At 53.8% G+C, this 11803-nt stretch carries 12 protein-coding genes and 2 pseudogenes; 6 read left to right on the forward strand and 8 right to left on the reverse strand.

Annotated features, from left to right (window positions below; translation table 11 throughout):
- Positions 1-25 precede the first annotated feature (25 nt).
- The 3 genes and pseudogenes from GEAM_RS21500 to GEAM_RS23500 all read right to left on the reverse strand — a co-directional run.
- A complete protein-coding gene (locus tag GEAM_RS21500) occupies positions 26-997 on the reverse strand; it encodes an oxidoreductase (RefSeq protein WP_034795891.1) in 972 nt (323 codons plus the stop codon).
- Positions 998-1158: 161 nt separating this feature from the next.
- Positions 1159-1257: pseudogene (locus GEAM_RS23495) on the reverse strand (type II toxin-antitoxin system RelB/DinJ family antitoxin); the annotation flags it as partial.
- 423 nt (positions 1258-1680) lie between these two features.
- Positions 1681-2154, reverse strand: a pseudogene (locus tag GEAM_RS23500) (class I SAM-dependent methyltransferase); the annotation flags it as partial.
- 81 nt (positions 2155-2235) lie between these two features.
- On the opposite strand from GEAM_RS23500, the gene GEAM_RS21510 reads away from it, so the two are divergent.
- Positions 2236-3147 (forward strand): AraC family transcriptional regulator, encoded by a 912-nt coding sequence (locus GEAM_RS21510; protein ID WP_034795893.1) that lies wholly within the window; start codon positions 2236-2238, stop codon positions 3145-3147.
- A gap of 35 nt (positions 3148-3182) precedes the next feature.
- Here the strand turns inward: GEAM_RS21510 and GEAM_RS21515 are convergent, their stop codons facing one another.
- The 4 genes from GEAM_RS21515 to GEAM_RS21530 form a co-directional block, all read right to left on the reverse strand.
- The gene (locus GEAM_RS21515) at positions 3183-4067 is read right to left on the reverse strand and encodes a helix-turn-helix domain-containing protein (protein WP_034795896.1); all 885 of its coding nucleotides are present in this window, start codon (positions 4065-4067) and stop codon (positions 3183-3185) included.
- A gap of 89 nt (positions 4068-4156) precedes the next feature.
- Positions 4157-4747, reverse strand: coding sequence for a TetR family transcriptional regulator (locus GEAM_RS21520; RefSeq protein ID WP_034795899.1), 591 nt, complete (start codon positions 4745-4747; stop codon positions 4157-4159).
- Positions 4748-4852: 105 nt separating this feature from the next.
- Positions 4853-5548 carry a class I SAM-dependent methyltransferase gene (locus GEAM_RS21525; protein ID WP_034795902.1) on the reverse strand — a complete coding sequence of 232 codons (696 nt, stop codon included), beginning with the start codon at positions 5546-5548 and terminating at the stop codon, positions 4853-4855.
- Positions 5545-6027: an Rrf2 family transcriptional regulator gene (locus GEAM_RS21530; RefSeq protein ID WP_051899607.1), complete on the reverse strand. Its 483-nt coding sequence runs from the start codon at positions 6025-6027 to the stop codon at positions 5545-5547. Before GEAM_RS21530 ends, GEAM_RS21525 begins: the two co-directional genes overlap by 4 nt.
- A 153-nt stretch (positions 6028-6180) precedes the next feature.
- On the opposite strand from GEAM_RS21530, the gene GEAM_RS21535 reads away from it, so the two are divergent.
- Together GEAM_RS21535 and GEAM_RS21540 are read left to right on the forward strand one after the other, a co-directional pair.
- On the forward strand, positions 6181-6834 hold the full coding sequence (locus GEAM_RS21535; RefSeq protein ID WP_034795906.1) for a hypothetical protein: 654 nt from the start codon (positions 6181-6183) through the stop codon (positions 6832-6834).
- Positions 6835-7013: 179 nt separating this feature from the next.
- Positions 7014-8255 (forward strand): TCR/Tet family MFS transporter, encoded by a 1242-nt coding sequence (locus tag GEAM_RS21540; protein WP_072009945.1) that lies wholly within the window; start codon positions 7014-7016, stop codon positions 8253-8255.
- Here GEAM_RS21540 and GEAM_RS21545 read toward each other — a convergent pair.
- On the reverse strand, positions 8248-9135 hold the full coding sequence (locus GEAM_RS21545; protein ID WP_034795911.1) for an SDR family oxidoreductase: 888 nt from the start codon (positions 9133-9135) through the stop codon (positions 8248-8250). The two genes, GEAM_RS21540 and GEAM_RS21545, sit on opposite strands and share 8 nt — an antisense overlap.
- Positions 9136-9264: 129 nt before the next feature.
- Here GEAM_RS21545 and GEAM_RS21550 point away from each other — a divergent pair, with 129 nt between their 5' ends.
- The 3 genes from GEAM_RS21550 to GEAM_RS21560 all read left to right on the forward strand — a co-directional run.
- Entirely contained in the window at positions 9265-10161 is an 897-nt protein-coding gene (locus GEAM_RS21550; protein ID WP_034795914.1) for an AraC family transcriptional regulator, read from the forward strand.
- A 498-nt stretch (positions 10162-10659) separates the two neighbouring features.
- The gene (locus tag GEAM_RS21555; protein ID WP_034795917.1) at positions 10660-11424 is read left to right on the forward strand and encodes a transporter substrate-binding domain-containing protein; all 765 of its coding nucleotides are present in this window, start codon (positions 10660-10662) and stop codon (positions 11422-11424) included.
- 3 nt (positions 11425-11427) lie between these two features.
- Positions 11428-11803: ABC transporter permease subunit (locus GEAM_RS21560; protein ID WP_034795920.1), on the forward strand; the 376-nt coding region annotated here is incomplete at its 3' end.

Raw genomic sequence — 11803 nt, forward strand, 5'->3', positions numbered from 1 at the left:
GGTCTGCGGCATTTTTTTGCCTGTTTTACCAGACGTAGCGCACGCCGGTGAGTGTTTCACTCAGCTGCCACAGGCGTTTGGCGGCTTCGGGGTCGATGGCCCACGAGCTGACGCCTACCTCTGCGCCGTCCTCGGCGGCCAGCGGGGCAATGTCTGCATCTTCACAGTACACGCCGCCCTTGCCCGCCAAACTTGGATGGGTCGCGCACCACACCGAGGTTGCAGCGCCCTGCTCCACGGTTTTGAATCCTGCCTCTTCAGTGGTTTTGACTTCACCCTTTTCATTAAGCGCGCCGACGCGTTGGTAATCGCTCTTTTCCATATGACGGGTTAACGCGGTAAAAATCGCCCCCGGGTGCAGAGAGAAAGCGCGGATATTATGCGCCTCGCCGAGCTTATCGAGCTGCAAGGCAAAGAGTGCGTTGGCGCTTTTCGATTGGCCGTAAGCCAGCCATTTGTCATACGGGCGCTGATTGAAGTTTGGATCAGCAAAATCGATACCGGCAAAACGATGGCCGCGCGAAGAGACGCAGACCACGCGCGCGCCGTCAGCCTTTTTCAACGCGGGCAGCAGGCGCGCTGTGAGTTTATAGTGGCCGAGATGGTTGGTGGAAAACTGCCACTCGTTGCCCCGTGCGTCGCGATGCAGCGGCGATGCCATGACGCCCGCGCTGTTGATCAGGATATGCAGCGGGCGGCCCGTGGCTAAGAAACGCTCGGCAAAGGCGTCAATCGACGCGGGGTCCATCAGGTCTAAGAAGTCAGTTTCAACATTTGGAATGCCTTTCAGCGCTTCTTTAGCCTTTTCCTCATCACGGGTAGGCACCCGGACCTGCGCCCCGGCTTCGGCCAGAACGCGCACCGTTTCTAGCCCAATACCGGAATAACCGCCGGTGACAATCACATTCACGCCGGTCAGGTCGCGCGAACCCAGCACCTCGCTGGCAGTAGAATTTTTGTCGAATCCAGAATGCAGTGGTTGTTGTTGCGTGGTCATAGAGTCAGTTCCAATGTGGTTGAATCGTTAGACAACCCCGGGGTCATCGGTTAGCCGACAACTCATCATGCTGGATATGGCTCAGACTAGGAATGCATTAACGTCCCGAATACTGTCGAGATCGTCTGATTAACCACCACTACACTCACTTTTCAGCATCGTCACCATTTTAGGTCACGTTTAAGCGCAGCAATGCTGTCCACCCGCGTTGTTTCCACATCATTGTCTAAGTCATCAATAGCTTCTAAGGTTTGCTGGTTATTGGCTTTACTCAGCTCCCCCAAGTCCCACAGCGAAGCATGTGCATTTAACGGCGCGACGCCGCGGTCGGCATAGTGCTTCAGCTCGGCGATTTGGCTGTGGAAGAAGGCTTTGGTCTTGGCGTTTAGCTCTGTGCTGTTGGCAATCACCTGCTGGAGATGGTGCAGCACGTGGCTCACTTCCCAACCGCCGTCTTGCAGTTGGTGCTGCTCAAAGACTTGCTCCGACTGCTGCTTAATGCCCCGCGCGGCCATCAGCGCGGCAACGTCATCGTGGGTGATCAGCGTACGGATATTACAGTCGTCGTGGTGGGCGAACAGGTTGTACTGGTTCTGAATGTGGACCGCGTAAAGGTGGGCCATCTGGCTGACGTCGGTGATGCGGGTATCCCACTCGGCGTAGCAGAACTGCTTGGCGACGCGGCGGGCTTTTTCAACAATGCGTGCCAGCACGTCGAGGTTTTCGAAATACCACGAGGAGTGGCCAATAATCACTTTATCAAAGTGCTTGGGTGGAAATTCAACGGCGTCGGACAGGAAGTCTGTCTCCAAATGCACGCTGATCCGGCTGCCTACCGGCGAGGAGGTGAGCGTGTCGAGAGACTGCGCGAGGGTGTAAGGGCTGCCATAGTCGCCGCTGGCGATATCCAGCGCCACCACCTGTCCGCCTTCGCCGACTAGCTCTGCCAGCACCGCGGTGGTGTCGCCCTGCCCGCAGCCAATCTCAAGAATTCTCTGATTGGGTTTGATGTCCCAGAATGCAGCCAGATTGAGGCGATGGCGGGTCTGAACGGTTTGAATTGAAAGGTTATTAGGGTCTAACAGCATAGTGCTTAAGATTTTTTCTATCATGCAGTGCGCCTGTGTGTGAGAACAGAGTTGGCAGGAATAAGCCATGAAAAGGTTATCCGTGCGGCGAGTATAGCTGATATCTTCCGTGCATTATGACGCCATCACGGCACTTTGCGGAGTCGACCCATGGACCCACTTTCAGACGTACTTTCCCAGCTCAATGCCGATAAAGCCTATGTGGTCGGGCTGCGCACCGGCGGCGATTGGGGCATGCATCTCCCACCGCCGGGAAATATTAAGTTCAACGCCGTGGTCGAAGGCAGTTGTTGGTTAACGGTCGACGGCGAGCCCGCGCCCATTCATTTACAGCCGGGCGACTGTTTCATTCTCACCCGCCCACGCGCCTTTACGCTGACCAGCGCCATAGGCATGAAAACCGAGGATGCCGTGGCGCTGTTTCGCCAATCGGTCAAAGGCATGCTGCAATACGGCACCGAGACGGATTTCTTTATGATTGGCGGGCGTTTTAACTACGGTCAGGAGGCTCGCCTGTTGCTCGACAGCTTGCCCTCGGTGGCGGTAGTCAATGCCAATACCGATTCCGCGCCGGTGCTGCGCTGGGCACTGGAGCTGCTGGTACAAGAGGTGTCCAACCCCTCGCCCGGCGGCGCGATGATGGTCCAGCAGTTAGGCAATATCATGCTGATTCAGGTGCTGCGCCAGTATCTGGGCATTGAGCAAGACAGCCCGGCAGGCTGGCTGTTTGCCCTGTCCGACCCGCGGGTGAATGCCGCGCTTGAAGCTATGCATGCCGAACCGGAAAAGCGTTGGAGCGTGCAGCAGTTGGCCGAGGTCGCCGGGGTGTCTCGCTCGACCTTCGCCTTGAATTTCAAACAAAAAGTCGGCTTTGGGCCATTAGAGTATTTACTGCGCTGGCGCATGCAACTGGCCAGTCGGCGTCTGGCCGTCGGCAATCTGACGGTTTCCGCCGTGGCGCAGTCGCTGGGCTATGATTCGGACAGTGCGTTTAGTAATGCGTTTAAGCGGGTGATGCTCTGTTCGCCGCGCGAATACCGCGAGCGTCAGCGGGGCCGGTGACGGCCCCTGCTGAAAGCGGTTTGACAGGATAGGAACTAGGCGATGGGGATGTAATATTCGCAGGTCACGCCGTTTTCGCTGGCGGTCCGGGTGTATTTTTCCAGATCGTGGCCGAGGCGGAACTGCAAATCTTGCGTCGGTAAAAACACCGAATACATATACAGAATGTAATCGTTGAGGCGATCCAGCTCGTAGGTATAGTCGAATTTTAAGTAGCGCCCGGCGGGGATCACCACCTGTTCCACCAGCTCGTCGCAGTCTCCCTCACGACTCTCTTCGCCCAGCTCACGCGCCACGGTGTAGAGCATGTCCATGCCCATCACCGACTCCACTTCATCACTTGCCCGGCAATCTGCCAAACCCCAAGCCGCACGGTCGAGGCAGGACGGATCTTTGATATATTGATGCATGGCGTCGCGGTGCACGTGGTTTTTCGGATTGAATAAAGCTTCAATCGGATAGCTATGGCGCTGGGTTTTACCCACAAACGACATCTCCGGCAGCTCAATAATCTCATAGCTTGGTGCAGGGAATTCGTCGATCAGCAGCGGCGCAGTAATGCCGCCCATATTCCACTCGGTATTGCGGCGAAACACCGCCGGCGTCTCGGCAAAGTTCTTCTTAAAAGAGCGAGTAAAAGTCTGTTGCGAGTCATACGAGTAATAGAGCGAAATATCCAGAATCGGCATATTGGTCAGCCGCAAAGCAATCGCCGCCATGGTCAAACGGCGATCGCGGATATATTTCCCCAAGGCATAGCCCGTTTTACTTTTGAACAGACGTTGCAGATACCACGGCGAGTAGCCCGTTTTCTTCGAAGCCCTCTCCATGGTCAGACGGTCATTCAGATTCACTTCAATCCAGTACAGCAGCTCTTTGATCAGCTGGTCGTGGAAATCAGGTTTTTCGTTGTTGTACAAATTGCGCTCCGAACTGTCCTGATGTTTATCGCGGATCCCAAGCTTTATTGCCGGAAATCGACTCTTTAATTGTCATCAATCAATGGGTGCTAGCAGGTAAAAAACAACTCTTTTTCAATCGCGCGGTTTAAGTTGTAAGCCACTTTTTCCCGCGTTAAACCCAGCGACTCGAGGCGCGACATGCCGTCGAAGCTGCTGGCTAAACCAATCAGCCGCCAGGCGATGTCTTGTGCCTCATCCGTCGCCTTGAACTGCCCGCTTTGTAGTCCGGAATCTATGACATTGGTCACCAGCCGATGCCAATCGTAGAGCGAACCGGCAAAGGCGTCTTTCATGAGGTCATCTTGCTCACTTAGCAGCATCGCCTCGCGCCACAGGCGAATAGCCTGCAAATACCGTTCATGCTTGGCATCAATCAGATAGAGCTGTAGCCGCTCCAGCGCAGGCAGGTGACAGCTGGTGGCTTCCAGATCCCATTGCAGCTCGCGCATCACCAGCGCGTAGGCTTTGGCCCGCAGTGAAGCCGCGCTGGAGAAGTGGTGATGGACCTGGCCCACCGCCGTGCGTGCCTCACAGGCAACGCGCCTGACGGTGGTAGCAGATAACCCTTCATCCAATGCAATGCGAGCGGCGGCCTGCAATATGGCGGCCTGCCTGTCCTGTTTACAGAGATAAACCACGAAATACCCGTATCAAAACTCGGTGGGGCAAGCATCATGCCAAAAGCTGGACGCCTGTTCAAGTTTTGAGAATGTTCGTTCACAGTCGGCGTTTGACGAAAAATGCTATCTCTGGGGTTTCTTCGCCATCCAGCCGTGGATCAGCAAGGATTGGAAGAAGCGCTGCGGCAGTTCAAAACCTGATTGCTGGATAAGGCGCTCGGTCTGCTCAGGGGCCAGCAACAGCAGCCGCTGGCTAAGCATGGCTTTGATCTCCTGAGGGTCGCGCTCGGTTTTACTGGCAACAGAGTGCATGGCTGCCCAGCTGATAAGCTGCGCGTCAAAGCCTGCGGAAGCCATGTCTCCGGCGATTTCGGCGCAGATCATTCGCCCGCCCGCCGCAAGTTGATTATTCATTTGCTGGTAAATACCCAAACGCTCGGCGTCCTGAATAAAGTGGGTTACCAGCAGGCACAGCGCAACGTCATAGTCGCCGGTCACCGGCACGTCGCCCAGATATCCTTCGATCAGAGTGCATCTGTCACTCAGCCCCTCGCGCTGCAACTTCTCTTGGCAGACTGCCAGCATATCGGGAGAAGGATCGACGCCGGTGAAGTGCCAATCCGTATGCTGCTTGGCGAGCCGGGGGATTTCAGAACCCGTCCCTACTCCCACGCAGAGAATTCTCGCCTGCTTCGGCAGGTCACGCAGCAACACGGCAATCAACATATGCAGGTTGTTGGCAATCTCATTCAGGCTTTCGTTGTAGGCATCATACTGGCGTGAGAATTCACTGTTGAAGATGTCATTGGTGTTGTTCATGCGGGATCCTCGGGTTGGCAGGCGTGTGCGGCTGACCGATGCGCGGCTGACCGGTGCGCAGAAAAGTGCTGATGAAAATCTTTGGAAAGCTCGGCCAGCGTGACTTCACCCAGCCGGGCGATTAATAAAGCTTCGGCCTCGCGGCTGGCAGTATCTAATGCCTGATTGACCACCTGCTCGACCAGACAGCCGGGAGATTCGTGGCGATGGGTTAAGGCGATAAGCGCGGGCTCACCCACCGCGCGCCAGATTTCCGCCAAGGTGATTTGGTTGAGGTCGCAGGTTAAAGTCCAGCCGCCGCCGTGCCCTTTCACCGAGCTGACATAGCCGCGTTCGCGCAGCCCCGCCATGGTGCGGCGGATAACCACCGGGTGGGTGCTCATCATTTGTGCCAGTAACTCTGAGGTGACGGGCGTAGTCTGTTCGGCCATGTGCAGCAACACGTGCAGGATGCCGGATAATTTACTGTCTCTTTTCATGTAACTTATAATATTACGTTTAGAGTGACAGTCAATCCGGGTGAGGTTAAATTTTTATTTCATAGAAACTTCTTCGGAGAACAAGATTGTTGCAGAACGGGAATACGGGCAGTATGAGGACGCAGTTTAAACAATAATAAATAAGGAATTTCAATGTTCCGTAAATCAACTTTGTTGACCTTACCTCTGCTGACCGCGTCCGTATTCTTGCTAACAGGATGCCCGCCGCCACCCGACCTGACCCAGTGGCAGCGCCCGAATACGGATATTGACGGCGTACGCGTTGCGATGGGGCAATGTGGCGTGAAACTTCCTGGTTCCGATATTCCCAAGACCGATAATGAGTCAGTGCTTTATTATCAGTGCATGGAAAATCAAGGGTTTACCCGCAAGGATGAATTCAAAATTTGTAGTGTCCGCGTTTACCACGATACCCAAGCCTGCCGTGAGCAGGAGCAGGGAAAACCTCTCAGCCAGAACCAGCTCGACGCGCTGCCTTTTGTGGCTGACAGAGGCTTCCACCCAATGAGACCCGATTATGCCGAGGTGAAGTCTTCTTTCATCACGTGGCGCAAAGCCGGGGCGTCGAAGCATTTCTCCGAGGAGGCTGAGAATGACAAGCTGGCCGAGTCCGTGATGTATCAATGCGGATATCCGCACCCTTTAGGCTCAGTCCCCTATGTGCCAACGCTGCGCAAGGCTGCTGGCATTCAGCAATGTATGCTGGATAAAGGCTTCGAGCCAAAAGGCAAATTGATGCTGGTGTGCCGCAATTACCCGCAGGTGAGCGGGTGTGGAAAATCTTAATTCTGGGTGTGCGCGATGGCAGAGAATTGTCCACCCGCGCCGAGCTATGCTATAACTCTTTTCTCGCGAAAAATCGGCGCTTCGGTGCCGACACATACGTCGAGGGTGCTCAAACGCACTCCTCGGCCAGCGTTCTAAAGGTCTGACTCTCGGTCAGGCAGGTCAATGGATTCAGATTTATGAAGGCTGAATCTGAATGTCGACAGGAACGCGTTATGAACAAATCACTTATCGTTATTTATGCTGCAATTGCGCTTGATGCCGTCGGCATCGGCCTGATTTTCCCTATCCTGCCCTCGCTGCTTAAACAGGTCACTCATAGTGACAATGTTGCCTTTTATATTGGCATCCTGACCGCGCTTTACGCCGCGATGCAGTTTTTCTTCGCGCCGGTGCTGGGGGCATTGAGCGATCGGCTTGGGCGCAGGCCGGTACTGCTGCTCTCCCTCGCCGGTGCGGCGCTGAACTACTTGCTGCTGGCATTCTCCTCCTCGCTGATTTGGCTGTTGATTGGTCGAGCCATTGCCGGGATGACCAGTGCCAATGTCTCAGTGGCGATGGCCTACATCACGGATATCTCGCCGCCAGAAACCCGTGCCAGACGATTTGGGCTGTTTAACGCCATGTTTGGGCTGGGTTTTATTGTCGGCCCGGTTCTCGGTGGAGTATTGGGTGATATCAATGTACATCTGCCGTTTATTGCCGCTGCGGCGCTTAATGGCGCGAACTTGCTGCTGGCGCTATGGGTTTTGCCTGAGTCGCGCAAAGCCAGCGCGGGTAAAATTAACTTCGCGCTGATAAACCCGTTGCGGCCGCTGCGCTGGGTTTTCTCGATGAAAGGTCTGATGCCGATTGTCATGACTTTCTTTATTCTCAGCGCCACCGGCGAGGCTTACGGCATCTGCTGGGCGCTGTGGGGACACGACGCTTTCCAATGGAACGGCTTGTGGATAGGGTTATCTCTTGGTGCCTTTGGCCTGTGCCAAACGCTGGTACAGACGTTTATACCCGGCCCCGCCGCGAAGTTTTTCGGTGAGCGCGGCGCGACACTGGTGGGAATTGGCTGTTCCTGTCTTGCACTGGTTGCGTTGGCCTTTGTTCAACAAGGCTGGATGGTGTTCGCCATTATGCCGCTGTTTGCACTGGGCAGTATGGGCACACCTGCCCTTCAGGCGCTAGCAACGCGGCAAGTGGACGCCGACCGGCAGGGGCAATTTCAGGGGGTATTAATGTCGGCGGTGAGTTTGGCGTCTATTGTCGCGCCACTCTTTTTCTCAACATTCTATTTTGCCGTGCAGCACCACTGGCCGGGCGCTGTCTGGCTGTCGGTGGTGGCGATTTACCTGATTGCGGTTCCGCTGATTTTCCTCGCCACGCGAGCAGCGACTCCCGCCGCGGGAGCCGCCGACAAGGTTATTTGATTGGCATTTGCTCCAAGTCGCTAATCAGTGACGGACCCGTCGGTTTCCAGCTCAAACGCTGCTGGGTGAGGTCGCTGGAGGCCGACATATCGTGGGTAATGAAGATATTCATCCAGCCGAAATGCTCGGCGGCTTGGTGCGCCGTCAGGCGTTTTACCGGCAAATTCAGCACTCTGCCCAGCGTCTCGGCGATGGTTTTCATCGGGATAGCAGGTTCGGCCACGGCGTTGTAACGGCTATTGGCGGCGTTTTTCTCCAGCGCCAGCACATAGAGCCGCGCCGCATCGCTGATATGCACCGCGGACCAGCAGTTCGCCCCTTCATCCACGTAAGCCGAGACGCCTTTTTGCAAAGCCAGCTCGACCAGCGGCGTGATCAAACCCTGCTTGATAGGGTCATGAACCTGCGACAAACGCACCACTGAGACACTAGCGCCGTGCTCGGCGGCCTTAATGCCACCCAGCTCGGAGGCTTTGCGCGGGTTAGGATGATCCGGGTTGAAGTTGTCCTCGCAGGCTAGGGTGTTCGGTTCAAGTGCGCCAAGCGCCACGCCAGAAGTGATAATCAGCGGGCGAGATGAGCCAGCCAGTTCGCGGCCCAGCGCTTCAATCACGTGAAGGTCACTTTCACAATTGGCTAAAAACGTCGAGAAGTCGTGATTGAAGGCGGTGTGGATCACACCGTCAGCCTGACTTGCGCCGCGGCGCAGGCTCTCTAAATCATTAATGTCGCCGAAATGGGCGTCGGCACCCATAGCTGTAAGGATCTGTGCGCCCCGCTCGCTGCGGGTTAAGCCCAGCACTTGGTGGCCCGCGGCGATAAGTTCGCGAGTGACGGCGGTGCCGATAAAACCGGTCGCGCCGGTGAGAAAAATACGCATGGTGAATTCGCCTCTGGTTGGTCAGGACTTCAGCGTCCCGTGGCCTTTACTCTAGATTCTGCTTGCTGCACGATCTATGCTGGAAAGTCGTTATTTTTCGTCTAATCGTCCAACCTTGTGAGGCTCAAAATGGATCCTTTGTCAGAACTGCTCGCTTTGCTCAAGCCGCAGAGCTATGCCTCGGGTGGCGTGGCGATGGGGCGCGAGATGGCCATTCAATGGCCTGAGCATGCCGGAATTAAGTGTTATGCCGTGGTGTCGGGGCATTGCTGGCTGTCAGTTGAGGGGGTTGAGGGGCCGATAAAGCTCAATGCGGGAGACTGTTACCTTCTGCCGCCGGGGCCCTCTTTTGTTATTGCCACCGACCTGCAAGCCGCGCCGGTAGACTTCATGATTCTGCGCGAGGCGCGGCTTTTTGGCCAAGGCGTGCTGGGTGGCGGCGAAGAGCAGTGTTTTCTGGTGGGTGGCCACTTTGTGCTGACCGGGCATCACGCCGGTCTGCTGCTTGGCTCCTTGCCGCCCGTGGTGCATATTCAGCAAGAGGCGGACAAAGCGGCCATGCGCTGGTCACTGGAGCGTATGGCGCAGGAGGTGCGCGAACCCCAGCCGGGCGGCAGCCTGATTGCCCAGCAGTTAGCTTATATGATGCTGATCCAAGCCCTGCGACTGCATTTGCACGAGGCCAAAAATAGCGGCGTCGGCTGGCTTTTTGCTTTAGCTGACAAGCAGTTAAGTGCCGCACTGGCTTGTATGCACAATAACCCAGAGCAGCGCTGGACTTTAGAGAGCCTGGCCGCGCACGTCGGCATGTCTCGCTCGGCTTTTGCCAAGCATTTTAAGGATACCGTAGGCAGCGCGCCCATTGAGTACCTGACCCACTGGCGGATGCTGCTGGCCTGCGATCGTTTAAAAAATTCGGCAGATTCTATTGCGCGCATTGCCACTTCTCTTGGCTATGAATCTGAAAGCGCCTTTGGTAAAGCTTTCAAACGCGTTATTGGCTGCTCGCCGAGACAGCATCGATAATTGCATTTATCACTCTTCCTATACTTATTCTGTGGTATTGCTCCGTGGCCTGATTTTATTGTATAACCATTTTAGTACCAAAAAAGATCTCCATATTAAAGCTATGGATAAGCTTCCAGCTTGTATTAAATAAAGTACAAGTTTGGGGCGTGGAAAAATAACGAATTTAGTTCCAACGCTTCCTTGCTAAAAATAATAACCCCCTGTAAATATGCGTAATTAATAAAATATTACATTCCCATCAAGAATGCCTCTTATCTTGAGCTATAACTCTCGCAAAAACTCACTCCTCCCTATTCTTTATGCCATGACTTGCAAATTGGCGGCATAAACCACTATTTAAAAGCAAATTATTGATTTTTAAATAGGCCATTAATGGCTGAAATTGAATTTGGCGATGTTGACGATCTTTAATAATGCGAGCAGTATCCTCATCGCCGAGATTAACTATTTAAATCTCATGGCCACCCTCATTAAATAATCTTCTATAGGATTAATATGAAACATCTTAAAAAGATCGTTCTTGCTTCTTTGTTAGCTTTTACAACAACAGGTACCTATGCGGCAGATGTGGTTAAAGGTAAAACACTTACTGTTGCCATTTCTCCAAACTCGCCACCTATGCTGTTTAAAGATCAGAATGGTAAATTGCAGGGCGTTGATCTGGAAATCTTCACAGATTATTGCAAAGCACGCGGCTGTAAAATTGAAACTAAAGAGTATGACTGGGATGGTATGTTAGGCGCCGTTGCCAGCAAGCAGGCTGATGTTGCCTTCTCTGGGATTTCTATTACTGATAAACGTAAAAAGGTGATGGATTTCTCTGACTCTTATTATGAGAACTCCTTTAACTTGGTCAGCCTGGCATCTAAGAAACTGACGATCACTGACCTGTCACAGCTGAAAAAATACAGCATCGGCTACCCACGCGGTATGGCTTACACAGACTTAATCAAAAGCGACCTTGAGCCAAAAGGCTATTATAAAGTTGCTGACGTGAAGTTATATCCTTCTTATAACGAAGCCGTGACTGACCTGAAAAACGGTAATCTGGACTTGGCGTTTATCGAAGAGCCAGTTTATGACAACTACCGCTTCCACCAGAAAATGCCTCTGGCGATTAGCTACTCGTTTAAAGGCGTTGACCATCTGGGCTTCGCATTCCAACAGGGTTCGCCAATTCGTGACGACTTCAACGCTTACCTTAAGCAATTGGGTCCGAAGAAGCTGGCTGCCATTATGGATAAATGGTTGAAGTCATAATCCATGTTCGCTAAAGAACTTTTCGATATTACTGGTCTGCTATTGCACGGCGTGGTTTATACCTTCTATATCACGCTCACCTGCTTTATTACGGCCTTTATTTCGGGACTGGTAGTCGCCGCGTTGCGGCGACTCACTGGCCGCCGAGTCGGTTATATTCTTGATTTTCTGGTTTTCCTTATTCGCGCCGTGCCGGTATTAGTCCTGCTATTCTTAATTTATTTCGGCTTACCGAGTTTTGGTTTGAGCAGCCCGCCGTTGGTCGCCATGAACCTAAGTTTAGGCATTATTGGTGGTGCTTATATCTCAGAAGTCTTTCGCGGCGCGCTGGAGTCAGTCGAGGAAAATGAAATTACGGCAGCCAAAGCAATGGGTTTTA

Source organism: Ewingella americana ATCC 33852 (assembly GCF_000735345.1).
Taxonomy (GTDB): Bacteria; Pseudomonadota; Gammaproteobacteria; order Enterobacterales; family Enterobacteriaceae; genus Ewingella; species Ewingella americana.

Bases quoted from the DNA above. Each gene is read 5' to 3' on its own strand.
- GEAM_RS21545 (WP_034795911.1), bottom strand. From the start codon at position 9,135: ATGCGTATTTTTCTCACCGGCGCGACCGGTTTTATCGGCACCGCCGTC.
- GEAM_RS21510 (WP_034795893.1), top strand. From the start codon at position 2,236: ATGGACCCACTTTCAGACGTACTTTCCCAGCTCAATGCCGATAAAGCC.
- GEAM_RS21535 (WP_034795906.1), top strand. From the start codon at position 6,181: ATGTTCCGTAAATCAACTTTGTTGACCTTACCTCTGCTGACCGCGTCC.
- GEAM_RS21555 (WP_034795917.1), top strand. From the start codon at position 10,660: ATGAAACATCTTAAAAAGATCGTTCTTGCTTCTTTGTTAGCTTTTACA.
- GEAM_RS21540 (WP_072009945.1), top strand. From the start codon at position 7,014: ATGAAGGCTGAATCTGAATGTCGACAGGAACGCGTTATGAACAAATCA.
- GEAM_RS21550 (WP_034795914.1), top strand. From the start codon at position 9,265: ATGGATCCTTTGTCAGAACTGCTCGCTTTGCTCAAGCCGCAGAGCTAT.
- GEAM_RS21525 (WP_034795902.1), bottom strand. From the start codon at position 5,548: ATGAACAACACCAATGACATCTTCAACAGTGAATTCTCACGCCAGTAT.
- GEAM_RS21530 (WP_051899607.1), bottom strand. From the start codon at position 6,027: ATGAAAAGAGACAGTAAATTATCCGGCATCCTGCACGTGTTGCTGCAC.
- GEAM_RS21500 (WP_034795891.1), bottom strand. From the start codon at position 997: ATGACCACGCAACAACAACCACTGCATTCTGGATTCGACAAAAATTCT.